This window comes from Archangium sp., assembly GCF_057119385.1.
Genome location: NZ_DBNGVP010000165.1, coordinates 1 through 25,110, shown reverse-complemented (window position 1 = coordinate 25,110; position 25,110 = coordinate 1). Strand labels below are relative to the sequence as shown.

23 protein-coding genes are annotated in these 25,110 nt (G+C 69.5%); 17 read left to right on the top strand and 6 right to left on the bottom strand.

From position 1 onward, the window contains the following. Positions 1-128: 128 nt before the first annotated feature. The 6 genes from AC16DP_RS40470 to omp85 all read left to right on the top strand — a co-directional run bounded on the left by AC16DP_RS40470 (position 129) and on the right by omp85 (position 8,910). Positions 129-1,487: a M16 family metallopeptidase gene (locus AC16DP_RS40470; RefSeq protein WP_483956965.1), complete on the top strand. Its 1,359-nt coding sequence runs from the start codon at positions 129-131 to the stop codon at positions 1,485-1,487. Then, positions 1,487-3,106 carry a M16 family metallopeptidase gene (locus AC16DP_RS40465; protein ID WP_329731221.1) on the top strand — a complete coding sequence of 540 codons (1,620 nt, stop codon included), beginning with the start codon at positions 1,487-1,489 and terminating at the stop codon, positions 3,104-3,106. Before AC16DP_RS40470 ends, AC16DP_RS40465 begins: the two co-directional genes overlap by 1 nt. Positions 3,107-3,267: 161 nt before the next feature. Then, positions 3,268-4,977 (top strand): OmpA family protein, encoded by a 1,710-nt coding sequence (locus AC16DP_RS40460; protein WP_329731222.1) that lies wholly within the window; start codon positions 3,268-3,270, stop codon positions 4,975-4,977. Between the two features lie 84 nt (positions 4,978-5,061). Continuing rightward, on the top strand, positions 5,062-6,393 hold the full coding sequence (locus tag AC16DP_RS40455; protein WP_329731223.1) for a pyridoxal phosphate-dependent decarboxylase family protein: 1,332 nt from the start codon (positions 5,062-5,064) through the stop codon (positions 6,391-6,393). A gap of 4 nt (positions 6,394-6,397) precedes the next feature. Next, positions 6,398-7,534 carry a DUF819 family protein gene (locus AC16DP_RS40450; protein ID WP_329731224.1) on the top strand — a complete coding sequence of 379 codons (1,137 nt, stop codon included), beginning with the start codon at positions 6,398-6,400 and terminating at the stop codon, positions 7,532-7,534. A 17-nt stretch (positions 7,535-7,551) separates the two neighbouring features. Continuing rightward, a complete protein-coding gene (omp85, locus tag AC16DP_RS40445) occupies positions 7,552-8,910 on the top strand; it encodes an Omp85 family outer membrane protein (protein ID WP_329731225.1) in 1,359 nt (452 codons plus the stop codon). Positions 8,911-8,997: 87 nt separating this feature from the next. Here the strand turns inward: omp85 and AC16DP_RS40440 are convergent, their stop codons facing one another. Beyond that, on the bottom strand, positions 8,998-9,606 hold the full coding sequence (locus tag AC16DP_RS40440) for a TlpA family protein disulfide reductase (RefSeq protein ID WP_329731226.1): 609 nt from the start codon (positions 9,604-9,606) through the stop codon (positions 8,998-9,000). Further along, on the bottom strand, positions 9,603-10,673 hold the full coding sequence (locus AC16DP_RS40435; protein ID WP_329731227.1) for a CFI-box-CTERM domain-containing protein: 1,071 nt from the start codon (positions 10,671-10,673) through the stop codon (positions 9,603-9,605). Before AC16DP_RS40435 ends, AC16DP_RS40440 begins: the two co-directional genes overlap by 4 nt. A gap of 113 nt (positions 10,674-10,786) precedes the next feature. Between AC16DP_RS40435 and AC16DP_RS40430 the strand changes: the two genes are divergently transcribed. The 3 genes from AC16DP_RS40430 (at position 10,787) to AC16DP_RS40420 (ending at position 12,738) form a co-directional block, all read left to right on the top strand. Then, positions 10,787-11,077 (top strand): hypothetical protein, encoded by a 291-nt coding sequence (locus tag AC16DP_RS40430; protein WP_329731228.1) that lies wholly within the window; start codon positions 10,787-10,789, stop codon positions 11,075-11,077. A 90-nt stretch (positions 11,078-11,167) separates the two neighbouring features. Then, positions 11,168-12,325, top strand: a complete 1,158-nt coding sequence (locus AC16DP_RS40425) for a S1C family serine protease (RefSeq protein ID WP_329731229.1) — start codon at positions 11,168-11,170, stop codon at positions 12,323-12,325. 143 nt (positions 12,326-12,468) lie between these two features. Continuing rightward, entirely contained in the window at positions 12,469-12,738 is a 270-nt protein-coding gene (locus tag AC16DP_RS40420) for a vegetative protein (protein WP_329731230.1), read from the top strand. Here the strand turns inward: AC16DP_RS40420 and AC16DP_RS40415 are convergent. After that, complete coding sequence (locus tag AC16DP_RS40415) at positions 12,735-13,502, bottom strand: RNA methyltransferase (protein WP_414640765.1); 768 nt, start codon at positions 13,500-13,502, stop codon at positions 12,735-12,737. The genes AC16DP_RS40420 and AC16DP_RS40415 overlap by 4 nt on opposite strands. Before the next feature lie 136 nt (positions 13,503-13,638). On the opposite strand from AC16DP_RS40415, the gene AC16DP_RS40410 reads away from it, so the two are divergent. Continuing rightward, positions 13,639-14,154: a hypothetical protein gene (locus tag AC16DP_RS40410; RefSeq protein ID WP_329731231.1), complete on the top strand. Its 516-nt coding sequence runs from the start codon at positions 13,639-13,641 to the stop codon at positions 14,152-14,154. A 45-nt stretch (positions 14,155-14,199) separates the two neighbouring features. Next, the gene (locus AC16DP_RS40405; protein WP_329731232.1) at positions 14,200-15,156 is read left to right on the top strand and encodes a phosphoribosylaminoimidazolesuccinocarboxamide synthase; all 957 of its coding nucleotides are present in this window, start codon (positions 14,200-14,202) and stop codon (positions 15,154-15,156) included. A 123-nt stretch (positions 15,157-15,279) separates the two neighbouring features. On the opposite strand, the gene AC16DP_RS40400 is transcribed toward AC16DP_RS40405, so the two are convergent. The 3 genes from AC16DP_RS40400 to AC16DP_RS40390 form a co-directional block, all read right to left on the bottom strand. Then, positions 15,280-15,774: a hypothetical protein gene (locus tag AC16DP_RS40400; protein WP_329731233.1), complete on the bottom strand. Its 495-nt coding sequence runs from the start codon at positions 15,772-15,774 to the stop codon at positions 15,280-15,282. Positions 15,775-15,846: 72 nt separating this feature from the next. After that, entirely contained in the window at positions 15,847-17,061 is a 1,215-nt protein-coding gene (locus AC16DP_RS40395) for a trypsin-like serine protease (protein WP_329731234.1), read from the bottom strand. A 197-nt stretch (positions 17,062-17,258) separates the two neighbouring features. Further along, complete coding sequence (locus AC16DP_RS40390; RefSeq protein WP_329731235.1) at positions 17,259-18,596, bottom strand: agmatine deiminase family protein; 1,338 nt, start codon at positions 18,594-18,596, stop codon at positions 17,259-17,261. Positions 18,597-18,806: 210 nt separating this feature from the next. Here AC16DP_RS40390 and AC16DP_RS40385 point away from each other — a divergent pair, with 210 nt between their 5' ends. The 6 genes from AC16DP_RS40385 to tnpA all read left to right on the top strand — a co-directional run. Continuing rightward, positions 18,807-21,176, top strand: coding sequence for an adenylate/guanylate cyclase domain-containing protein (locus AC16DP_RS40385; RefSeq protein WP_329731236.1), 2,370 nt, complete (start codon positions 18,807-18,809; stop codon positions 21,174-21,176). A 2-nt stretch (positions 21,177-21,178) separates the two neighbouring features. Then, complete coding sequence (locus AC16DP_RS40380) at positions 21,179-21,751, top strand: SH3 domain-containing protein (RefSeq protein ID WP_329731237.1); 573 nt, start codon at positions 21,179-21,181, stop codon at positions 21,749-21,751. Continuing rightward, on the top strand, positions 21,751-22,824 hold the full coding sequence (locus tag AC16DP_RS40375) for a M48 family metalloprotease (RefSeq protein ID WP_329731238.1): 1,074 nt from the start codon (positions 21,751-21,753) through the stop codon (positions 22,822-22,824). Before AC16DP_RS40380 ends, AC16DP_RS40375 begins: the two co-directional genes overlap by 1 nt. Positions 22,825-23,020: 196 nt before the next feature. Beyond that, the gene (sitA5, locus tag AC16DP_RS40370; RefSeq protein ID WP_329731239.1) at positions 23,021-24,409 is read left to right on the top strand and encodes a SitA5 family polymorphic toxin; all 1,389 of its coding nucleotides are present in this window, start codon (positions 23,021-23,023) and stop codon (positions 24,407-24,409) included. Next, a complete protein-coding gene (locus tag AC16DP_RS40365; protein WP_329731240.1) occupies positions 24,403-24,759 on the top strand; it encodes a DUF2019 domain-containing protein in 357 nt (118 codons plus the stop codon). Before sitA5 ends, AC16DP_RS40365 begins: the two co-directional genes overlap by 7 nt. A gap of 73 nt (positions 24,760-24,832) precedes the next feature. After that, positions 24,833-25,110: IS66 family insertion sequence element accessory protein TnpA (gene tnpA, locus AC16DP_RS40360; RefSeq protein ID WP_483956964.1), on the top strand; the 278-nt coding region annotated here is incomplete at its 3' end.

The following is a 25,110-nucleotide window of genomic DNA, read 5'->3' as shown; positions in this document are numbered from 1 at the left end:
CTGACGCCTCGTGCTGTCGTCCTCCAACGGCCTCCCCTCGCCGCCCGCCCGCTCGTGGGAATAGCGGGTAGGCTGCGCCGTTTGCTGGCCCCCCACCTCGTGGGTGCTTCAGCGACATGAGGACACGCATGCACCGGCGCTTCATCCCCCTCCTGCTCCTCCTGCTGGGAGTGGCCCTCCCCGCCGCGGCCGCCGAGCAGGCCGCCTCCCCCTTCTTCCCCTACCCCATGAAGGTCGATCGCCTGCCCAACGGGCTCACGGTCGTCCGCGTGCCCTTCAACTCGCCCGGTCTCATCGCCTACCAGACCGTGGTGCGCGTGGGCTCGCGCAACGAGGTGGAGCCGGGCAAGACGGGCTTCGCCCACTTCTTCGAGCACATGATGTTCAAGGGCACGAAGAACTTCCCCGAGGGCGAGCGCGACAAGGTCATCAGCACCTACGGCTTCGACGACAACGCCTTCACCACCGATGACCTCACCCTCTACCACTCGTACGGCCCCACCGCCGGCCTGGAGAAGCTGGTGGAGATCGAGGCCGACCGCTTCCGCAACCTCGAGTACTCCGAGCCCTCCTTCCAGACCGAGGCGCTCGCCGTGCTCGGCGAGTACCACAAGAACGCCGCCCAGCCCTACCTGAAGATCGAGGAGGAGCTCGGCCGCACCCTCTTCACGAAGCACACCTACGGGCACACCACGCTCGGCCACTACGCCGACATCAAGGCCATGCCCCAGGCCTACCCGTACAGCCGCACCTTCTTCGAGCGCTGGTACACCCCGGACAACGTCATCCTCGTCGTCGTCGGTGACTTCGACGACGACACGCTCATGCGGGCCGTGCGCGAGCACTACGGCCCGTGGGACCGCAAGAGCGCCACCGTCACCGTGCCCGCCGAGCCGCCCCAGACGAAGGAGCGCTCCGTCCACATCGACTGGCCCCAGAGCACCCAGCCCCGCCACCTCTTCGCCTGGCGCACCCCCGCCGCCCGGCTCGACACCGCCGACGCCGCCCTCCAGACGGTGCTCGCCGACTACCTCGTCGGCCCCACCAGCCCGCTCTACAAGGAGCTCGTGCTGGACAAGCAGCTCGCCCAGGAGATCGGCAGCGACTTCTCCATCCACCGGGATCCGCACCTCTTCACCCTCGTCGCCGTCCTCCAGGAGGAAGGCAACCGCGCCGCCGTCCGCGACGCCTTCAACGCCGCCGTGAGGGCGCTCGCCACCGGCAAGGTGGACGCCGGCCGCGTCGAGGCCATCAAGAGCAACACCCGCTACGGGCTCCTCATGAACATGGAGACCGCCAAGGCCGTGGCCACCCAGCTGTCCTATTTCGCCGGCGTCTACGGCACGCCGGACGCGCTCGCCCGCCACTACCAGAAGGTCTCCGAGGTGAAGCCGGGCGACCTCGTCACCTTCGCCAAGAAGTACCTCACCGCCGCCAACCGCACCCAGCTCACCCTCACCCCCAAGCAGGCCGGAGGCCAGAACTGATGCGTCCCCTCGTGTCCCGCTCCCTCGCCCTCTGCGCCGTGCTGTGCCTCGGCGGTTGCGCCACCACGTCCCAGACCGCGTCCGCTCCCGAGGCGCCCCCACCCCAGGCCGAGCAGCAGGCGCAGGCTCCCGCCGAGCCCCCGGCTCCCGCGGCCCCCGCGTCCGTACCCGCCGTCCCCCTGAAGCGTCCCGAGCCCCTGCGGCTCGTCGTCCAGGCCAACCCGGCCAGCCCCATCGTCAGCTTCCGGCTCGTCTTCCACTCGGGCTCGGTGGATGACCCGAAGGGCAAGGAGGGCCTCACCTCGCTCACCGCCGACCTCCTGTCCGAGGGCGGCACGAAGAGCCTCACCTCGGCCCAGTTGCTCGAGGCGCTCTTCCCCATGGCCGCCGAGCTGAGCTCCTCCACCGACAAGGAGTTCACCGTCTTCGCCGGCCGCGTCCACAAGGACCACCTGCCGCGCTTCCTCGACATCTTCACGGATGTGCTGCTCCAGCCGCGCTTCTCGCCCCAGGAGTTCGAGCGGCTGCGCGCGCGGGCCCTCAGCGACGTCCGCAACGGGCTGCGCAGCGAGAACGACGAGCTGCTCGGCAAGGTGGCGCTCGATGCGCTCCTCTATGAGGGCCACCCCTACGCGCACTTCGTGGGCGGCACCGAGAAGGGGCTCGAGTCCCTCACCCTCGAGGACGTGAAGGCCCACGCCGCGCGCGTCTTCACCCAGGACCGGCTCGTCATCGGCCTCGCGGGCCCCGTGGACGAGGCGCTCCAGAAGACCGTCGTCTCGCGCCTGTCCGCGCTCCCGGCCACCGGCGCCCCGCGCGTGGAGCTGCCCGCCGTGCCCACCACCGCGGGCCGCGCGCTCGTGGTGCAGAAGCCCACCCTCTCCACCGCCGTCTCCATGGGCTACGTCACACCCCTGCGCCGGGGGGATCCGGACTTCTTCCCCGTGGCCCTCGCCCTCTCGTACCTCGGCGAGCACCGCCAGTCCTCCGGTGTCCTCTTCAACGAGCTGCGCGAGAAGCGCGGCCTCAACTACGGCGACTACGCCTACGCCGAGCACTTCATCGAGCAGCCCGGCACCACCTACAACCGCACCAACATCGCGCGCACCCAGCAGGACCTCACCCTGTGGATCCGCCCCGTGGTGCCCGCCAACGGCATGTTCGCCACCCGTGGCACCGTCTACTTCCTCGACCGGCTGGTGAAGCAGGGCATTCCCCAGGAGAAGTTCGAGCTCAGCCGCGGCTTCCTCCTGGGCTACACGCGCCTGTGGGAGCAGACGGATCAACGCCGGCTCGGCTACGCCATCGACTCGCTCTTCTACGGCACGCCCGGCTTCCTGGAGGAGTACCGCGCCGCGCTCGCGAAGATGACCCCCGAGTCCGTGCACGCCGCCGTGCGCCGGCGGCTGCGTCCCGAGGCCCTCAACTTCGCCTTCGTCACCCAGGACGCCCAGGAGCTGGCGAGGAACCTGGAGGAGCAGCCACCCTCGCCCATCACCTACGCGTCCACCAAGCATCCCGCGCTGCTGGAGGACGACAAGGCCATCATCACCTGGCCCCTGCCCATCCGGGCCGAGGCCATCCAGGTGGTGCCCGCGCAGTCCTTCATGGAGAAGTAGCGCGAAGCTGTAGCGAGCAGACACTCTCGCGGGGGTTTTCTTCCGCCCCCCGGGAGTGGGTGGTAAGAGCCGAGCCACTGAAGGGCCCGACTTTCCGGGCCTCTCCCTGGGAGCGGTCCTTGCGAAGCGCAGCAACCCGACTCGCAGTGGTGTGCCTGCTGTTGGCTGGTGTCACGGCGCGGGCGGACCATGATCCCTTCGCGCGCGGCTTCGACGCCGTGCCGCTGAAGGCCACGCCTGCCCAGAGGAGCGGCATCGCCCTCGAGGGCGCCAAGGCCGAGCCCGCTGGCAGTTTCCGGGGCGCCCTGCTCCTCGACTACAACCGCGGCATCCTCGCCCTCAAGCTGGGCGACGAGAAGCTGGGGGACCTCCTCCCCTACCGGCTGGATGCCCACGCGCTCTTCGCCTGGCAGCTGCACCGCCGGCTGGAGCTCGCCGCGGACGTGCCCTTCACCCTCACGCAGGGGGATGGCTTCCAGCTGCTGCGCGACAGCCTCAATGCCCCGGACTTCCCCGGGGCCGCCGGAGTCAGCCGCTTCGGTTTCGGCGACGTGCGGCTCCAGCCCCGCGCCTTCCTCCTGCTGCCAGAGGAGTTCCCCGTGGCCGTCGCCCTCTCCGCCGAGGTGCGTCTCCCCACCGGGGATGGCGGCAGCTTCCTCGGGGAGCGGAGCGTGCTGGTGGCGCCACGCATCGCCGTGGAGCGCGCCTTCGGTCCGGTGCGCGTGCTGGGCAACCTGGGCATGCGCCTGCGTCCCCAGCATGCGCAGTACCTCAACCTCTACGTGGGCAACGAGGTGACGTTCGGCGGTGGCGCCGTGGTGGACCTGCCCGACGTGGGCCGCCTCACCGACGTGCAGGCCATCGCCGAGATGCACCTGGCCACGCCCGCCGCAGCGCCCTTCAACTTCCGCCAGGCGGACTCCCTCAAGACGCCCTGGGAGGTGCTCGGCGGCGTGCGCGCCCACTTCCACGGCAACTGGGGCGTGGAGCTGAACGTGGGCCGCGGCGTGACGCTCGGCAGCGGCTACGGCCGCGAGGAGCTGCGCGTCATGTTGGCCCTGCGCTACGACGAGGTCTTCATCGACTCGGATGGCGACGGCGTACCCGACTCGCGCGACCGGTGCCCCATGGAGGCCGAGGACCTCGATGGTTTCGGGGACAACGACGGCTGCCCGGATCCGGACAACGACGGCGATGGCATCACGGATGGCGAGGACCAGTGCCCCAACTCCGCCGGCTCCAAGGCCGACGGGGGCTGCGGGGACTCGGATGGCGACGGCGTGCCCGATGGCCAGGATCTCTGCCCCTACATGGCCGGCCCCAAGAGCTATGACGGCTGCCCGGACACCGATGGCGACGAGGTGCCCGACAACGTGGACAAGTGCCCCGACCAGTCCGGCCCTCCCGAGGCCGATGGCTGCCCCATCGACAATCCGCCGCTCGTGGTCATCGAATCGGACCGCATCCGCATCAAGGGCAACATCCTCTTCGAGACAGGCTCGGCCACCATCCAGAAACAGTCGCTCAAGCTGCTCGACGAGGTGGCCGTGGTGCTCGACCGCAATCCCGAGCTGGGGCCCGTGCTCATCGAGGGTCACACCGACAACGTTGGCTCCGACACCCTCAACCTGAACCTGTCCCAGCGGCGCTCGCAGTCCGTGATGGACTACCTCATCTCCAAGGGCATCGAGTCCCACCGCCTGCGCGCCAAGGGCTTCGGTGAGTCCAAGCCCATCGCGACCAACGCCACCGCGCTCGGCCGCGCCAAGAACCGCCGCGTCGACTTCCGCCTCATCAAGTCGGAGATCGAAACGCCCGCGCGCACCGTCCCCGCCGACAAGAAGGGCGAGGGCGATACCGGGAAGCGGTGACGGGGAGGCCGGGAGCAATCCCCCCGGCGTTTGCCTATAGTACCGGGAGCAGCCTTTCTCCCCCCCCACACTCCCGGAGATGCGATGTCGAAGAGTCCCCGCCTGGATTCCCAGGGTCTGTCCCATCACGACGTGCTCGCCCGGATGCGCGAGATGCGCACCGAGGACGCACGCTGGCAGGAGGGGAAGACGTGGAGCCTCGTCTACAACGCGGGCGAGGACATCCGCCGCGTGGCCGCCGAGGCCTACACCGAGTTCATGTCGGAGAACGGCCTCAGCCCCCTGGCCTTCCCCAGCCTGAGGCGCTTCGAGGCCGAGGTGCTCGCCATCGCGGCGGAGCTCTTCCACGGCCCCACCGCCGCCGGAACGATGACGTCCGGAGGCACCGAGTCCATCCTCATGGCCATCAAGACGGCCCGGGACTTCGCCCGCTCCGAGCGCGGCATCACCGAGCCGGAGATGGTGCTGCCCGCCTCCGTCCACCCCGCCTTCCAGAAGGCCGCCCACTACTTCGGGGTGAAGCCCATCAACGTCCCCGTCGGGCCCGACTTCCGCGCGGACGTGGCCGCCATGCGCGCCGCCGTGGGCCCGCGCACCGTGCTCGTCGTCGGCTCGGCGCCGTCCTATCCGCACGGGGTGATGGATCCCATCTCCGAGCTCGCCGCCATGGCCCGGGAGAAGGGAGTCCTCTTCCACGTGGATGCCTGCCTCGGCGGCTTCCTGCTGCCCTTCGCGAGGCGGCTCGGCCACGACATCCCCGACTTCGACTTCGCCGTGCCCGGCGTCACCAGCCTGTCGGCGGATCTGCACAAGTACGGCTACGCGGCCAAGGGCGCCTCCCTCGTCCTCTACCGCACCCCCGAGCTGCGCCGGCACCAGTTCTTCACCTACGCCGGTTGGAGCGGCGGCATCTACGCCTCGCCCTCCATGGCCGGCACCCGTCCCGGTGGGGCCATCGCCGCGGCCTGGGCCATCCTCAAGTACCTCGGCGAGGAGGGTTACCTGCGGCTGGCCCGCACGGTGCTCGACACCTCGAAGGCGCTGCGCGAGGGTATCACCGCCATCCCCGGGCTCGAGCTGCTGGGCAGGCCTTCGCTCAGCATCTTCGCCTTCTCCTCGGACACCCTGGACATCTACGCGCTGGGCGATGCCATGGAGGCGCGCGGCTGGAAGCTGGATCGGCAGATGATGCCTCCCGCGCTGCACCTGATGGTGACGCCGGCCCATGCCACCGTGGTGCAGCCCTTCCTCGATGACCTGCGCACGTGCGCCGCCAGCCTCGCCTCCGGCGAGCCCGCCCCGGATGGCAGCGCGGCCATGTACGGCATGCTCGGCACCCTCCCCGACCCCAAGGACGCCGAGGGCTTCATCCTCCAATTCATGGACGGGCTGTACGACGTCCCCGAGCAGGAGTGAGCCCATGACCACCGTGGGGCTCTTCCAGGTGCTCGCGCTCGTGGGCTTCCCCGGGCTCTCCCTGCTCGCCGCGCGACACATCAAGCCCGTGGCCTGGGTGGGCCCCGTGGTCGTCTGCTACGCCTTCGGCATCCTCCTCGGCAACCTCCCGGAGTTGGGGCTGCAGGAGCGGCTGAGTCTCTCCGTCAGCGAGGCCGCCGTCCCGCTGGCCATCCCCCTGCTCCTCTTCACCACGAACGTGCCCCGGTGGATGCGGCTCGCGCGGCCCACGCTGGTGTCCTTCTGCCTCGCGTGCCTGTCCGCCATGGTGAGCGCCGCCGTCGTGGGCTTCGCCTTGTCGGACCGCTCGGACGAGTGGTGGAAGATGTCCGGCATGCTGGTGGGCGTCTACACCGGTGGCACCGCCAACATGAACGCCATCGGCCTGGCACTCCGCGTCAGCGATGAGACCCTCATCCTCCTCAACACCGCGGACATCGTCGTCGGCGCCGCCTACCTCCTCTTCCTGGTGACGGTGGCCCAGCGGCTCGCCCTGCTCTTCCTGCCGCGCTTCCCGAATGCCACCGGCTGGGATGACGGCGACCCGCAGGAGGCGGAAGGGGCCGGGCGCTTCACCTGGAGCCAGGCGCGCGGCATGGCCCTGGCCTTCCTCCTCGCCGCGCTCATCGTGGGCATGTCCGTGGGCGGAACGCTCCTGGCGTTCGGCGGCATGGAGGCTCCGGTGGTGCTGCTGCTCATCACCTCGCTGAGCCTGGCCGCGTCCTTCGTCCCCGCCGTGCGCGAGCTGCCCGGCAGCTATGCCATGGGGGACTACGCGCTGCTCGTCTTCTGCGTGGCCGTCGGCACGCTCGCGGACGCCAGCCGCATGCGCGACACGGGCCTCTTCGTCTTCGTCTTCTGCGCCGCCGTGGTGGTGCTCGCCGTGGGGCTGCACTTCGCCCTCGCCGCCCTCTTCCGCATCGACGCGGACACCGCCCTCATCACCTCCACCGCCACCATCTTCGGCCCCCCCTTCATCGGCCCGGTGGCGCGCGCGCTGCGCAACCGCGAGCTCATGGTCTCCGGTCTCACCACCGGCATCATGGGCTACGCCGTGGGCACCTATCTCGGACTCGCCGTGGCCTGGTTGCTGCGGCCCTGACGTACCTGGAGCCTTCCATGCATCCGATTCGGAAGACGTGGGCCGTGGTGCTCTCCACCGCCCTGGCCGCCACCCCCGCGTGGGCGGAGGAGGCCCCCCAGGAAGCCCTCGCGGCCCCCGGCCCCGAGCCCGTTCCCGTACCCGCGCCCTCCCCCGCGCCCCGGACGGGCTGGGGCGTGCAGGGCCTGCCGCTCGTCAACTTCAACAGCGACGAGGGGGTTGGTTATGGCGCGCGGTTGATGGTGGTGGACTCGGGCGACGGCACCCAGCGGCCCTACCGCCTCGCCTTCATCGCGCAGTTCTTCCAGACGACGAATGGGCTGGGCATGCACCGCCTCATCGTGGATGCGCCGGGTTTCCTGTCGTCGCCCTGGCGACTGACCACGGACATCAGCCTGCTCAACGACCGGTTCTCGCCGTACTACGGCCTGGGGAGCTCGGCGGGGTATGAGCCCGCCTTCGCCGCGTGCGCGGACCGGGACGCGTTGAAGTCGGATCCGAACGCCTGCCCGGGCAACCCGGACTTCCGCGGCCTGCGCTACTACACCTTCGAGCAACGCTCCCTGCCGAGCATGATGCTGAACGTGCGCCGGCCCCTGAGTGGCCCCTGGCAGGTGGCGCTCGGTTATCGCTTCCGGCTCACCACGGTGCAGACGCGCTACACCGCGAAGGACCTGGGACAGGCGAGGGACTCGCGGCTGGTGGAGGACGCCCGCGCGGGGTTGCTCACCGGGCTGAGTGGGGACTCGGACGCGCCGGCCTCCTTCCGCACCGCCGAGGTGACCGCCGGCTTGCTGTTGGATCTCCGCGACAACGAGCCGGCACCGGTGCGCGGCATGTTCCATGAGCTCGCGCTGCGCGGCGCCACCGGGGTGACGGGCAGCGCCTTCTCGTACTGGGGCGCCACCGCCAACCTGCGCTTCTACCACCCCGTCTTCGACGACCGGCTCGTGGCCGCCCTGCGCCTCTTCGTCGATGTCATGGGCGGAGACGTTCCCTTCGTCCTCCTCTCCGCCTTCAGCGGAGTGGAGTGGCGCGAGGGCTGGGGCGGCATCGGCGGCGTGTACACCGCCCGCGGCATCCTCAAGAACCGCCTCCAGGGCCAGGTGAAGGCGCTCGCCAACGGGGAGCTGCGCTGGAAGTTCCTCTCCGTGGCTCCGGGGAATCAGCGCCTGGACTTCACCCTCGTCACGTTCCTCGACGCCGGACAGGCCTGGGCCGATCTGCGCTTCCTCGACGGGGGAACGCCGCGCTACGCGGGCGGCGGCGGGCTTCGCATCGCCTGGGAGGACAACTTCATCCTCCGGCTCGACTACGGCGTCAGCCCGAGTGACGGCACTTCGGGGTTCTACCTGGACTTCAACCACTTGTTCTGAGTTGGGCTCACGGGGGCAACCCGGGGCCCGGATACCCTCACCCCGTCCCTCTCCCGGGGGGAGAGGGGAAATGGGGGGTGATTGGAGTTACTGGCCCAGGGCCCTTTCGATTCGCGCTCGCAGCGCGGCCTCGGACAGCGCGCCCCGCTGCGCGTCCACCACCCGGCCCTCCCGGTCCAGGAAGTAGAGCGTCGGCAACGCCGTCACCTGGAACGCCGCCGCCATCTCGTCCGGCGCGTACACCACGTACGGCGCCAGGTCCGGCATCCGGCTCACCACGAACTCCTCCACGAACAGCGGCGCGTCCGGCATCTCGTCCCGGCTCGCCGCCACGAACACCAGCCCCTTCGCCTCGTACTCCTTCGCCAGCTTGATGAGCGACGGCATCTCCGCCTGGCACGGCGGGCACCACGTCGCCCAGAAGTCCAGCATCACCACCTTGCCCCGCAAGTCCGCCAGCGACAGCTTCTTGCCGTCGTACGTCTGCATCGGCACCGACGGCGCCGTCGTCCCGTCCGACGCCAGCCGCGACCTCATCGCCTCCTGCACCCCCAGGTACCCCAGCCCCGCCAGGCCCAGCAGCGCCGTCACCACCAGCAGCACCTTGCTCCATCCATGACGCCCGGGTGCTGGCGCGCTCCCCTCGCCCACCTGCTCCGGCCGCCCCTCGGTGTCCGCGTTCCGCTGCTCCGTCACGTGCCTGCGCTCCTCGTCGTCTTCAACACCCGGTGCACCTGCTTCAGCACCCCCCTCACTCCCCGCCTCACCCCCGGCCTCCGCACCACCCACTCCGCCACCCCCGGCCCATACCGGTAGTACACCCGGATGAATTCCCGCCCCAGCCCGTGGCGCCGCAACACCTCGTCCCGGAACTCCCGGAACGCCACCAGCTCCGGCGCCCCTTCCCCGAACGCCGCCGTCACCACGAAGCACGAGCCCGCCGGTGAAATCCACATCAGCCGGTCGTTCGTCAGGTTGCGCACCACCTTCAGCTCACGCGCCTCGGTGTACAGGAAGACCAGCAGGTCCCTCCTCGCCACCGGGAACTCCTCGCCGCTCGCCTCCTCGAACTCGATGCGCGAGCTGCCCGAGCCCCTCACCTCGTCCACCGTGAAGAAGTAGCGCCGCGAGCTGCTCTTGTGCTCGATCTCCAGCCCGCGCAGCTCGCCGAAGTACGCCAGGAACGGCGTGCCGCACGCCGGGCACACGTAGCGCCGCGTCCCCGGCCCCGGCACGAACCCGAAGTCGTTGATGCGCTTGCAGCCCGTGTTGGGGCAGATGAGCTTCACCTGCGCCACCGGCTCCTGCCGCGGGTCATACCTCGAGGCCCCCGACGCCCGGTCGTACACCGGCGCCGCCACCGACTCCTTCGTCCCGAGCGCCCGCGTGGGGTGCGCCTGGCGCTCCAGCTCGATGGCCCGCCGCCACGCCTCCTCCGCCTGCACCAGCCGCCCGTCCACCGTGTGGCACAGCGCCTCGCCATGCGCCTTCAACGCCGCGAGGATGCGCTCCGTGGCCTCCCAGTGCCCCGACTCGCGCGCCACCGCCAACGCCATCGCCAGCACCTTCTCCAACTCCGGCACCAGCGCCTCGGCCGCCTTCCGCGCCGGGTCCTCCGCCCGGTGGTACACCGGTGGCTCCGGAATCCGGGCGAACAGGGCCAATGCTTGCGCGCGCAACTGCTCCTGCGCTTCCTGCGCTCGCGGGAGGGAGATCGTCGCCGCACGCTTCTGCGCGGCCTGGAAGAGCTCTTCGGGCTGCAAGGCCGCGCACATTAGAGGGCCCCCCGCTCGCTGTCAGCGCCCTTCCCCACCTCCTGACAGAAACTGGCCGGCCTCCCTGCCCCCGTGTATGAGGGGGTAGGAGGATGTGAACCATGGGCTTCGTGAAGTTCCTGGTATGGACGGGCTGTGCGGTGGGACTCGGGGTCTTCCTGGCGATCGGTGAGATCGATGGACGGCCGCCGATGGAGTACGTGCAGCGGGAGTGGAAGCGCCACGTGCAGCCGGCGAAGGTGGAGCGGGTGAAGGGCGAGCTGAAGGACGCGCTGGACGACGCCCGGGAGACCGTCACCCGGACGACGAAGCAAGCGGCCTCGGCGCCGCGCGAGCGCATCACCAACGAGGATCGGGCGGCGATCGACCGCATCATCGCCCAGAAGAAGTAGGGTTCCCTACCCTTGCCGGCCGCCCCGCTTCCCCTCCGGCCCCCCCCTCCCTAGCTTCTCGCGAGGCGGGCGGGGGTCGGAGGCGGGACGATGACGGGTGGACGGTGGTGGAGGGGTGTCGCGCTGGCGACAGTGCTGTGCGGCACCCTGGGTGCGCCAGCCTGGGGGGCGCGGCGGGGAGAGGACGAGCGGCTGTGGGTGGAGGCGCAACAGCGCTCCGTCCGCGAGGAGCGCTCGGTGCTGAGCCAGGTGGCCCGGTCAGCCATGCCCGCGGTGGTGTCCATCACCACGGAGCAGCCGGGCACCCATGCCGAGGGGGAGCAGCAGAAGGGCATCGGCTCGGGCGTCATCATCCATCCGGACGGCTACATCCTCACCAGCGCCCACGTGATCGAGGGCGCGGAGAGCATCTCCATCTCGGTGCTCTCCGAGCAGGGCTACCCCGAGGAGTACCCGGCGGAGCTGCTGGGCGAGGACGAGCGCACGGACTTCGCGCTGCTGAAGATCGACGCGGGCCGCAAGCTGCCGGTGCTGAAGCTGGCCTCCGCGTCGCGGGTGGACGTGGGCGACTGGGTGGTGGTGATCGGCAACCCCTTCGGGCTGACGCACTCGGTGACGGCGGGCGTGGTGAGCGCCAAGGGCCGCACGGACGTGACGCCCAACGGCCGCGACGGGGACTTCGACTACATGCAGGTGGACGCCTCCATCAACCCGGGCAACTCGGGCGGGCCGGTGCTGGACGTGCACGGGGACGTGGTGGCCATCGCCAACGCCGTCAACGTGGCGGGCCAGGGCATCGGCTTCGCCATCCCGGTGGACATCGCCAAGGCGGTGGTGCCGCACCTGCGCAAGTACGGGCGCGTGCGCCGCGGGTGGATGGGCGTGTCCGTGCTGGACTGCACCCCGGACGCCCTCGAGGCCTACGGGCTGGCCCACGCCCGGGGCGTGGTGGTGTCCGAGGTGACGGATGGAGGCCCCGCCTCGCGCGCCGGGCTCCAGGTGGGAGACGTCATCGAGGGCCTGGACACCGGGAAGGTGGAGCGCGCCGCCAGGCTGCGCTGGCAGGTGGCGGCCCGGGGCGTGGGCCACAGCGTGCTCCTCCGTGTGCGCCGGGGGGAGCGGCCCCTGAAGCTGCGGGTGAAGCTCGAGGAGCTCCCCACCGAGGTCCAGCAGGCCTCCAAGGGCCCCCCCCCGGACGAGCAGCCGGCGACGGGGGGCAGCGGCCGCCCGGACGCCCCCTCTCCCTAGCCGGAAAACGGGGGATGCGCCCGCAACCCCGCCTGCCTCCTTGCGTTCCGGTACGGCCAGAGCTACAGACAGCGCCTTTGCACGCCCCGCGGGTCTCCCCATGGTGACGCGAGGCACCGTTATCGCAACACAGGAGCATTTCCATGGCTGAAGCACAGAAGACGACCCTGAAGAAGTGGCCGCGCGTGGCCAAGGCCGGTGGCAAGAAGGCCTGCACCGTCGAGGGCTGCAAGCGCCCCTACCGCGCCAAGAGCTACTGCTTCTTCCACTTCAAGAAGTGGCGGCAGGGCGAGCTGCCCCACGCCCGTTACCGCACCTGCTCCAAGCCGGACTGCCGCGTGAAGACGTCCAAGGCCGGCCTGTGCGAGAAGCACTACGCCGAGACGTACAAGAAGGCCGACGCCGCCGCCTAGCCGTCCTGGCCGGGGCCTCGCGAGGGCGCTCCCTTCCCGGGAGTGCCCTTGCCCCCGCCCATCGCCCGTCCCACGTGCTTGAAGGCCGTGAGCCACAGCTCCGCCTCGCGCTGGGTCAGCTCCGCACGCAACAGACTCCGCTCCAGCTCCATGAGGATGTGCTCCGGCGCCTGCGGGTTGAGGAACTGCGCCTCCAGCATCACCTGGCGCATCCGCTCGCCCAGCGCGCGCACCGTCCCCATCTTCGCGCCCTGCTGCTCCGGGGCCACCGGCTGCTCCGCGGGCTTCCGGCCCTCGCGCGAGCACAGGTAGAGCAGCACCGCCGTCGCCTGCGCCAGGTTCATGGACGGCTGCACCTCGCTGGTGGGGATGACGAGGAAGTCCGTGCAGAAGGCCAGCTCCTCGTTGGACAGCCCCCGCTGCTCCCCCCCCATCACCAGCGCCACCCTCCCCCGCCGGCTCTGCTCCGCCAGCCGCGCCGCCGCCTCCTCGGGGGTGAGCGCCGTGCGGCCTTCAATCTGGGTGCGAGAAGTGGTGCCAACCGCGTACACGCAGTCCTGGAGGGCCTCGGGGAGGTTCTGGGCCACGGCCATGGCGTCCAGGACGGAGTCGCTCTTGACGGCGAGGCGCTCGGCCGCTCGGAAGGCGTAGGTGGCGGGGTCGGAGAGGATGAGCCGGGAGAAGCCGAAATTGGCCATCACCCGGGCCACCGCCCCCAGGTTGTCCGGTGATCGCGTCTGGTGGAGGACGACGGTCAAGTTCACGACCGAGAGCATGGATCCGAGTTTAGCTTTCCGTGTCGGACCCGCATCGGTATATTCCCGGGTGATGCGTCGCTGGGTCGCAAGCCTGCTCCTCTCCCTCGTAACCCTGACCGGTTGTGGCGTCGGGGGTGCACCCGTGCGCGCGACGTTGAGCGCACGACAGGCACTCACCAGTCCGCCCGAGCTGCTCGAGTTCGAGACGTCCACCACCCGCCTGGAGCTGTACCGCGAGGTGGCCCGCATCTCCGAGGTGGAGGCGGGCCAGGCCGCGCAGGCCCCGGTGCTCTTCCCCATCAGTCAGCGCGGTGAGCTGGTGGCGGCCCCGGGTTTCGAGGCGCGGACGGATCTGCTCCTGGCGCCGGACGCCGGGGCGCCGCTGCAGCTGAGCTTCGATGGCCGGGCGGGCGAGCGCTGGCCGGAGGATCGGCGCGAGGGCCTGCAGGGCCTGTCGGAGCGCGAGGCGGCCGAGCTGGTGGCCCGGACGCTGCTGGCGCACTGGCGGATCAACCCCTCGGGCGGGGTGCAGGTGGACCGGGCCTCGGGCGCGCCGTACGCGGCGGCGTACGTGGACGGCATCCTGCGCATCAACCCGGCGTTCCTGTACATGGCGGCGGCCCAAGGTCCCGCTTCCCTGCCGGGCGCGGGCCAGTAGAGTCGCGCCTCCTTTCCGCCCCGCTGAGGGGCAGAGGCGCCTCCTGTGAACACCTCCGCACTCCACGCGCAGCTTCCGCATACGCTCCGGCAGACGAACCTGCCCACCCTGGGCCAGCACTACCAGGGGAAGGTCCGTGACACGTACCGCCAGGGAGACCGGCTGGTGCTGGTCACCTCGGACCGGTTGTCGGCGTTCGACCATGTGCTGACCACCATCCCCTTCAAGGGCGAGGTCCTCAACCGGCTGGCGACGTTCTGGTTCGAGCGCACCAGGCACATCGTCGCCAACCACGTGCTGGACGTGCCGGACGCGAACGTGACGGTGGCGCGCGCCTGCGAGCCCTTCGCGGTGGAGGTGGTGGTGCGCGGCTACCTCACGGGCAGCCTGTGGCGCGACTACCAGAAGGGCACGCACACGGCCTACGGGGTGCCCTTCGCGGACGGGATGCGCAAGGACGAGGCGTTCCCCTCCCCCATCCTCACGCCGTCCACGAAGGCGCAGTACGGCCAGCACGACGAGCCCATCTCCGAGAAGGAGATTCTCGCGAAGAACCTGGCGAGCGCGCGCGACTGGGCGCGCATCACCGAGGCGGCAAAGGGGCTGTTCCTCGAGGGCCAGAAGTGGGCGCGCACGCGCGGGCTGATCCTCGTGGATACGAAGTACGAGTTCGGCAAGGTGGGCGATGAGCTGTACGTCATCGACGAAATCCACACGCCGGACTCGAGCCGCTACTGGGTGGCGGACGAGTACGAGGCGCGCTTCGCCCAGGGCGAGGACCAGCGGATGCTGGACAAGGAGAACATCCGCCAGTGGCTCATCCGCGAGCGGGGCTTCCAGGGCCATGGCACGCCGCCGGCGATTCCGGATGACGTGCGCGTGTCGCTCGCGGAGAAGTACCTCGCGGCCTACGCGCAGATTACCGGCACGCCGCTGGAGCTGAACGTGGGCGACGTGCACGCGCGCATCGAGAAGAACCTGAAGGCGCGCGGGTATCTCTGAGAAGCCTCCGGCGGCGGGGTCGATTCCCGCCGCATCCACGAGACATTGAAGGGGAGCCGCGCCGCGCCGCCGCGGCTCGAAAGCGGAGCGGCTGCCTGGCCTCCGGCGCCCCCCGCGGGGGCGCTACTGCTGAACCGCCCGGTACATCTGGAGCCTCGAGGCCAGGCCACCGCTGAGCGCCGGCAACTGGCATTCAATGTAGAACGAGCTGAACGTGTAGGTGTCGGTGAGCTGCGCCAGGTCGAGGATCTGGTAGCTGCTGCTGCTGCCCGTCGAGCACTGCCACGCGCCGGTGATCTTCGTGCCGCCCGGGTTCTTGGAGGCCACGCGGCAGCACACGCTCCCCGTGGTGCTCTGATCCACGACGAAGACGCGGCCGCTGAGGAGGGTCGTCGTCCCGGTGACCACCGGGCGCTCGGCCGGGCAGATGGCGGTCACCACGGCCGCCGTGCGATTCTCGGCCTCGCCGTCGTCGCGCACGGTGAGGTTCGCGCTGCCCGTGGCGACACAGGCCGAGCCGGGGGCGTTGGTGGTCGAGTCCCCCAGGGAGGCGCCAGCGGCGAGCAGTCCGGTGAGCAGGAGCAGTCTCTTCAGGGGGCGGTGGAGCTGGCTGTACATGGATTGATTCCTCATTTGTCCGATTCTTTGGGTTGACGCTTGATGGCTCGGTTCCGAAATTCGTGAGGGGGCTCAGCGTTTCGACAGGCGCGACCGATACCCCTGGATGCCGGAGAGGCCGAGGGTGGCGCTCCCCGGGACGGAGCAGACCAGGTTGAACTGGCTCCAGGTCGTGCCGTCGTAGACGGACGGCAGGCTCAACGACTGGTAGGCAGAGCTCGCGCCGCTCGAGCAGACCTGCGTGGTGGTGATGAGCTGGCCGTCGGGGTTCTTCGACTGGAGGTGGCAGCACACGTCCTGGCTCGGGTGGCGATCGAACACGAACAGCCGCGGGACATCCACCACGTCCGCGAACCCGGCCTCACCCGGGCGTGGGATGGGGCACAGGAGCTTCAGGGTGCCACTGCCTCCATTGAAGGCCTCGCCGTCACCCGAGTAGGTCGCCTGGCCCCCCTGGGCCGCCTGGCACGCGGCCCCCGGCTTGTTGACCTGCTTGAGCACGGCCGGGGTTGCAACGCTGTTGACCCAGTCGATGAAGGCCTGGGCGCTGGTCTGGCGGTTGTAGTTCGTCGGGTTGCCAGCCTTCATGACGCCGGTGAGGCCCGTCCCATCCCAGCAGCTCGAGCCCGAGTCCCCGGGCAGCTCCAGCTGGCCGAGCATGTTCGGAACCTGGAACTGGTACCAGATGACCGGGTCGTCCGTATCCCCGATGATGGTGAAGTTCGCCGTGCGCAGCGTCCCGTCGTTCGACGTCATGCACACGCCCCACTTGCAGAACTGACCCGACAGACACTGGCTGCTGTCGGAGCAGGCCCAGCCGGTGTCGATGGCGCCATAGCCCGCACAGAAGACAGTCTTTCCAATCAGCGAAGCGGTGGTGCCGGAGTAGATGGGCAGCGAGCCGACGCCGGGGTCGATCGGATTCGCGAGGCGCACGAGCGCGACGTCCACGCCGTCGGGGACCCGAGGGTGGAAGAGGAGCTCGACGCCCGGCGAGCTTGCCACGCTGCCATCGGCGAGGGTGAGCCTGGCGGTGATGGTCGAGGGCTCCGTGCTGGCGCCGTTGGAGAAGCAGTGGGCGGCGGTGAGCACCCACTCGCGGTTGAGCAGCGTGCCGGTGCACCCCCCCAGCCGGACCACGTTGCGCGTCCAGGTCTGCGTGGTCTGCGTCCATGGATCCCAGGGGAGCCCGTTCTTGATGGCCTGTGCGTTCTCCGCCAGCGAAGGCAGCTCGGTGGGAGACCCCTCCGAGCACGCGCCGAGGGCGGCCGCCACACCGAGTGCCACGAGCGCCACTCCGAGCCCGCGGCCTCTCGGCCCGCGGGAATGGATTCGTCCTTGCATTGCAATGGCTCCTTGTTGCTGGGTGCGAGCGCTCACCCACCCGCTCGTGAGAGCCGCAGCGAGGCAAGCCCTCCGGGGGCGCTCCGACTTCAAATGAAGCCGGAACAGAAATCAAGGAATTTCCGGAAAAACTCCCACCCTTAGCGGTACGTCATCGTCACGCAGTGCAGCGAGCCCTGGCAGGGGATGATGCCGTCCGACGGGATGGGCACCACCTGGACGGCGCCCCGGCCGAACTCGCGGTCCAGCTCGCGCTGGTAGATGGCGAAGGCCTCGGCCTCCTGCGCGGCGATGATGGCCTTGTGCGAGCCGGGCACCCAGCGGAAGACGGGCACGGCCAACGCGTTGCCCAGGCGGATGGAGTTCATGTACGTGGCCCATACGCGCTCGCTGGTGCCATCGCACGGCCCGATGAGATTCTCCTGGCCCGTGCAGGTGGCGTTGAGCTGCTTGCAGTAGGGCTTGGGCATGGGCACGCGCACCACCCGGTAGCCCAGGCCGCTCAGCCGCTGCGCGTTGCGGTCCAGGATGGCCGCGTTCTCCGGGTCATCCGTCACGTCGTAGCGGCCCACGAGGATGGTCTTCCTGGAGAGCACGGTCATCCACATGTCGATGTGGTCGATGACGCCGCCCACCAGCGACTCCATGGCGTGGACGCGGCAGCCGTGGAAGCCGCCGATGACCTCGTTCAGCTCCTCCTCGGTGTAGCACCAGCCGGAGAAGCAGTTGCGCGCGTTGGCATTGCGTTGGGCGCGGAAGCAGGTGCCGGCGCCATCCGTCTGGAGGTTGCCGCCCTCCAGGCGCACCTTCGCGCGGTGCACGGGCGAGCCCCAGGCCTCCGCCAGGCGCGTGGGCACCGCGTCGTCGCTGGTGCGGCCCGCCAGGTTGTTGCAGGTGCCGGAGAGCTGCGGGTAGTAGGACATGTCGATGAGCTGCCGCGAGCCGTCCACCCCCGTCACCACCTCGGGGCCGTAGTCGCGCATCCAGATGCTGTCCACCGGCGCGTTCACCCACTCCACCTGGGCCAGTTGCACGTCGCTCACCCCCCGGTGCCGCAGGCACGTCCGCGCCCCCTGCTGGTGCTCGGTGGACACCACCACCGTCACCTGGGTGCGGCCCAGCGCGGTGCGGATGAGGTCCGACAGCTCGGTGACGTCACAGCCATACTGCGGCCAGCCGATGAGAAGGCCCGTGGTGGACGCATATTCGCCGGGGAAACGCACGCCCGAGGGCGCGGAGGTGAAGCCGTACAGCCCCGGGTTGCACTGCCACGCATACGCCTGCGCCGCGCCCTGCGCCGGGTCCGTCTCCGTGCGCAGCAGCTCCTCCTCCGTCAGCCCGCGCGGAAGGACCGTGTTGCTCAGACCGCGTACGCTCACGCGTGGCTGGAGCCCCTCGTCCGGCGCGAGGCTCGAGTCACCGCAGGCCGCGCTCCCCAGCGCGAGTCCCGCGGCCATCACGAGTTGAAGGTGCTTCATGGTGTGTTCTCCTGGTCCTGCGAGTGGAACGTGCGCGGGCCGCGTCACGGGGCGTCGAGGCAACCGCCACCGCGAGCATAGCGGAGATGAAGCGGGCCATGGCGCGCGGCTCCCGCTCCGGACGCGGCGAGCCGGGACATCACGCGCGGAAACGGCGTTACTTCTGTAACATGCGGGCCAGATGACGCACCGACGCCTCCGAGCCCGTCCGTGAAGCCCTTCCTCCACGTCTACGCCCTGCGGCTGCGCCATGGCTGGAAGTTCATCCTGCTGGCGGCGGTGCTCTCCACCGCCTTCGCCGCGCTCTGCCAGAGGTACGATCTGCTGCGGATGAGCGAGGCCGAGCGCGGCGCCTACGACCAGGGCCTCACCTTCTTCACCCGGGGCCATCCGCGCTCCAGGGACGTGGTCATCGTCGGCATCGACGACACGACGCTGCAGGGCATCCGGGACAACGAGTCGTACGTCCGCAACTACGGCGTCTACCCGTACTCGCGCAACCTGTGGGCGCGCGTCTTCGAGCACCTCGTGGACGAGGGCGCCCGGGCCATCGTCTTCGACGGTGTGATGGACGAGCGGGGCACCGACGAGAGCAATGACCTGGCCCTCGCGCAGGTGCTGGAGGAGCGCGGCATTCCCCTCACGCTCGGCTTCAGCATCAACGCGGGCCAGCCCGCCCTGCCCCGGGTGGAGCCCGTCAACCGGCTGCCCCACCGGCCCACGCCGCCCGCGCCGGACGTCCGCCCGGCCGCCGCGGAGGCCGGGGAAGAGGACTTCGTCGAGCTCGCCGGGGCGGAGGGCCCTGCGCCCCTGAAGCCGGAGGAGGTGGCCCGGGCGCTCGCCTTCCCCGTGCACCACCCCGGCCTGGCGCTGCCCTCGCTGGAGCAGAAGCCGGGCGACACGGGCTCCCGGCTCATGCGCCACCCGGTGACGCCCCTGCCCGGCCTGGTGCGCGCCACACCGGGCTTCGGGCTCGTCCTGCAGGAGGAGGACGAGGACGGGCGCCTGCGCCGCACCCGCTTCGCCTACTCGGACGGAGCCAACACCTACGCCACGCTGTCCCTGGCCGCGGTGGCGGACATCCTGGGCGCGGAGCGAGTCGAACTGACGCCGGGCAGGCTGCGGATCGGCTCCCGCGAGCTGCCCATCAACGCGGACGGCAGCGCCGAGCTGGACTTCGGCGGCAGGTGGACGGAGCGCTTCGAGGCGCTGAGTGTCTACGCGGTGCTGGAGGACTGGGCCCGCCGCCAGCAGCACCAGCGCGAGGGCACGCCCTACGTGCCCGTCATCCCCGAGGGCACCTTCCGCGGCAAGGTGGTGCTGGTGGGCGGGCTCTCGGTGGGCACCAGCGACGTGAAGCCCACCCCCTTCCAGAGCGATGCGCCCGGCCTCGTCAAGCACGCGGTGATGCTGGAGTCCCTCCTGTCCGGAGGCTTCATCACCCAGGCGCCCTACCCGGCCTCCCTGCTGCTCACCTTCCTCGTGGCGCTCGTCTCCGGGGCCCTCATCTCCCTGGTGCGCGTGCCCCTGCTGGAGCTCGCCTGGCCGCTGCTGCTCTTCTTCGGCTTCTTCCTCGTCACCGGCCTGTTCCTCGAGCACGGCCGGGTGCACCTGCTCAACGCCATGCCCGTCTACGCGGGGGAGCTCGCCGCGCTGTCCGCGGTGGCCTTCAACCACATGTTCGCCAACCGCGAGCGCGAGCGGCTCCGCCTGTCCTTCAACCGCTTCCTGGACAAGACGCTGGTGGATCAACTCGTGGAGCAGCAGAAGCTGCCCTCGCTGGAGGGCGAGACGCGGGAGATCACCGCCTTCTTCTCCGACATCCGCGGCTTCTCCTCCTTCAGCGAGCGCTTCAAGGATGACCCGAAGGCGCTGGGGGCCCTGCTCAACCGCTACCTCACCCGGGTCAGCGAGGTGTTGATGGCGCACGGGGCCTGCCTGGACAAGTACATCGGCGACGCGGTGGTGTGCCTCTTCGGCGCCCCGCTCACCATCCCCGGCCACGCGGTGCGGGCCTGCCATGCGGCGCTCGCCGTGCGCGCCGAGGTGGACGCCCTGCGCGCCGAGTTCCAGAAGGAGGGCCTGCCGGACGTCTACACCCGCATCGGCCTCAACTCGGCGGAGATGTTCGTGGGCAACTTCGGCAGCGAGCACCTGCTGGACTACACCGCCATCGGGGACGGGATGAACCTGGCCGCCCGGCTGGAGGGCGCCAACAAGGCCTACGACACCACCATCATGATCGGCCCGCTCACCTACGCGATGGCGCGCGAGCACATCGAGGCGCGGGAGCTGGACCGGGTGCGGGTGGCGGGCAAGCAGGAGGCGGTGACGGTGTACGAGCTGCTGGCGCGCGCCGGTGAGCTGCCCGCGGCGAAGCGCGCCACCGTGGAGCGCTACCACCAGGCGCTCGCGCTCTACCGGGAGGCCCGCTTCCAGGAGGCGAGCCACGTGCTGAAGGAAGCGCTCGCGGCGGACCCGGAGGATGGACCCAGCCGGGCCCTGCTTGCGCGGTGCGAGCGTTATGCGTTGAATCCCCCATCCCTCCCCTTCGATGGGGTGGTGAGCCTGGAGAAGTGACCGTGAGCCTCGAGAAACTTCCTCCCCTGCTCGCGCTGGTGTGCCTGGCCGTCCCGGGCACCGCCCTGGCCGTGAAGCCCGGGGGCACGCTGTACATCAAGGCGAAGAACACCCACCTGAAGGCCTCGAGCAGCCCCACCGCGGACACGCTCGTGGTGCTGCAACCCGGCAAGGCGGTGACGTACGACAGCCGCGAGGGCAAGACGCCCTGGTACAAGGTGACGGTGCCGGTGGACAAGAAGGGCCCCGTCCAGGGCTTCGTCTACCAGGCCAACCTCTCCGTCTCGCCGCCGTCGCTGGAGGTCACCAGCAAGAGCCCGGACAAGCCGCTGTCCCCCGAGGCATTCGCCTCCTCGGGAGCGGCCGTCAAGGCGCTGGGGCCCGGAGCCATCGCGTATGGCAAGACGCTGAGCCGGCCCGAGAGCGTCCAGCAACTCATCGAGCTCGAGTCGCTCGCCGCCTCCATCGACACGGCCCAGGTGGCCGAGTACGCGCGCGCGGGAGGGCTGCCCGAGGTGGTGGGCCGTCCCCAGGTGGCGGGACGTTCCCCCGCCAGGAAGAAGGGAGGGAAGTGATGGCACGGCGACAGGTGACGACCCTCGTGGCGTGCCTGCTGCTCGGCGGCCTTCCGGGCTGCGCCGCCCTGCGCCAGGTGGCGAGCCAGTCCAACGGCGAACTGGGGCAGCTCGCGAGACAGTCCGAGGAGGCGGAGCTCCGCGCCACCGCGATGCGGAAGGACTGCGACGCGCTGAAGGCCCGCGCCATCACCTACGAGGAGGAGAACGCCTTTGGCGGCGCGGTGAGCGTCGACTGGGTGAGCCGGGGAGGCGGGCTCACGCGCCGGCCGGGTGCCAGGGCGCTGCACGTGCAGCTCAACAAGATTGGCAAGAACCTCGCGGCCCAGTCCAGCCGGCCGGGTCTGCCCTGGACGTTCGGCGTGCTCCAGTCCGACGGCGTCAACGCGGTGAGCGGGCCCGGCGGCTACGTCTTCGTGTCCGAGGGCCTGCTCGCGCAGTTGGACAACGAGGCCCAGCTCGCGGGCGTGCTGGCGCATGAGATTGCCCACATCACCGGCAAGCACGCGATGCGGGAGTACCAGCGCTACCTCGTGGAGCAGTGCGAGGAGGGCGTGGCCAACGAGCGCTCGAAGCCCTTGAAGCAGTTCGGAGAGGACAAGGTGCAGGAGATCGGCCGCGCGGTGGGCGGACTCGGGCAGATGCTTCCCTCCGCCGAGCTGCGCGGCCTCTTCAACCAGCTCGCCACCCAGGCGGACTTCGACTTCAACGCGTTGAGCCAGAAGGCGATCCAGGCCATCACCCACGGGGTCGTCGCGCGCCTGAGCGAGAAGGGCTTCGGCGAGGAGGACGAGTACGCCGCCGACACCGAGGCCGTGGAGCTGATGGCGGCCGCCGGCTACGCGCCCGAGGAATACGTGGCCTTCCTGTCGAAGCTGCCGGACAAGGGGCTGTCCACCGAGCACCCACGCAAGGACAAGCGCCAGAGCCGGCTGCGGACTCATCTGGCGGAGCTGCGCAAGCGCTCCTCGGACACCGAGTTCCTCACGTCCGTGGACCTCTCCCAGACGAAGGTCGTCCCCCTGCGAGACGCACTCCAGAAGAAACCGGCGGCCGCGCCCCCCACCCGCTGAACGGGGACGTCCCCCTCGGCGGCTTCGATTCCCGCCGCCTTCACTAGAAGTGACCCGCCGCTCCGAGCCGCGCCCTCCTCTCGCATGGGGTTCGGGCACTTCACCAGACCCGACGGCTTGACCTGGCTAGCAGCCGTTTTCTGTCATCGGCGGGTTTGGCTTCCAACTCGGGCGGCTTGCCCCGAGAGGTGCGTAAATGTCCAGGCATGCCGTCGACACTCGCCCCGTGGACACACGGCGGCCCTTGCGCGTGGGGGCACTGGCCCTGGCGGCGTTGATGTGGGTTACAGCGTGCGCCACGGGGGCCCCTTCGGGCGGAGGGCTGGACGAAGAAGACACAGGCGACAGCGAAGCCATCTTTTCCAACCTGCCCACGGACTTTCAGCCGGTGCGGGTCAGTGACTCCGAGCTTACGGCCGCTCTGGCAAAATTTTGGCTCCAAGTCCCGCTGCGGGTGTCCACCGCATGCCTCCCGCTGTACGTAGGCCGGAAGCTGGTGCTAGCGTCTGCGCCTTTGAGTGGCGAAGCGTGGCAATCAGACGTTGCGCAGTCCTATGGGCGATTTTGCGAGCGGCGCGGTACTCCTGGCGACTGTCTGACTTTGTTTGATGACGGGCCCCGCCTACAAGCTGACGATAAGCGCAGCATTGCCCTTGCCCTGGCGGTGGGTCCTGCCCTGGAGGGAGTGGACGCGGAAGTGCGGGCCATGCTCAACCCTACGCGGGTGCTGGCTACTCTCAGCTTCACCATTACAGTATACATGTCGCTTTTGCTTGCACCCGAGCCCGTCACGAAAGGTGTTGCGCTCGCATTTTCCGTGCTCATGTGGGGCTATCTCGGATGGGAATTCTTCGATCTGCTGCGTGCCTATGCGCAGCTTTACGAAGATGCGCCGCAAGCTTCTAATTTTGCGGAGCTGCGCGAGATAGGCGAGCGGTTCGGCCATGTCATCGGCCCCAATAGCGTGCGAATTCTCGTCATGGTGGCGACGGCGGCGATAGGCGAAACGGCGGCGCTCATGTCGAAAGGGCCAAAGCTGCCGGGCTTCGGGCAAGCCTCGCGCACGGTCGAGGCAAACACCGGGCTTCGCCTGATGGATACAGCAACCGGCACCGAGCGAGTCATTTTTTCCGTGAACGAGGGCACGATCCGCGTTGTCCTGCCGGTCAACGCTGCGTCCATGACTGCCCGGAACGGAGGCGGCGGGCGTTCTGCACTCAAGCCCGAGGAGAACACGAAAGGCGGCAGAATTCTCGCCGGTGGGCATCGTGCCTTCAGCTCGTTCAGAGCCTTTAAACGTCAGATGGGCAAAGCTGGCGAGGGCCTGGAGTGGCATCACCTTGTCGAGAAGCACAAATTCAATATCAAGCGCTTCGGCGCCGAGGCCATTCACAATACCGAAAACGTGATTCCGCTCGAGAAGGACCTGCATACCAGAGTGAGTGCGTTTTACTCCTCGAAGAACTTCGATGTCACCAGTTCGTATGGCCTGACAGTGCGAGAGTGGATCAGAACGCAAAGCTACGAGGCGCAGCGCTCGTTTGGCTTGCTTGTCATCAAAAAGATCAGGAGTGGGGAGTGGTGAAGGATCTGAATAGACTTGTAGAGGAATTTGCGGAGAATGTGGCCGCACAGACAGAGGCGGTAAAGAGAGGGGATGCCAAGACCGGAAACAAGCACGCAAACCGTTACACATCTGCGCTCAAGAAACTGCGCTCGGAGGGTAATGCCGGACGTGACGCGCTCGCCGTCCTGCTACAGCACCCTCGCCCGGATGTACGAGTCAAGGCTGCTGCGTTTCTGCTACGCTACCGGACAGCGGAAGCAAAGGCAGTTCTAGAGGCAGCCGCTAGCGGGGACGGGATGGCGGCGATTGGTGCGGTCATGACCCTGAAGCACTGGGAGGAAGGCACATGGGCGTTGGATCCCGAGTAGGGCGCGGCGGCGTAAGCGTCCGATCCAGCCCAGGTAGAGCTGGTGCTCGAGGAGCCGCAGAGTGCGCGGCGCGATGACGACGAACACAGCGACGACGAAGGCGGAGCCAGCGTGGTTGGAAGCAGCACGGCGGCCGAGGTGGACCCTGGAGGTAGCAGCGCAGGTGGTGCGAGCGTGGGAGGAGGAAGGAGGCACGCAGTCGGCCTTCATGCGCAAGCACGGGTTGCCGCGCGAGAGGCTGCGCTTCTGGACGCGCAGGCGTGAAGGGAAGGAGGGAGCGCGCACGGCCATGTCCTTCGTGCCCGTGGAGGTGGCGCCCGCCGAGCGGAGCGCGGCAGGGCGGGAGCAGGG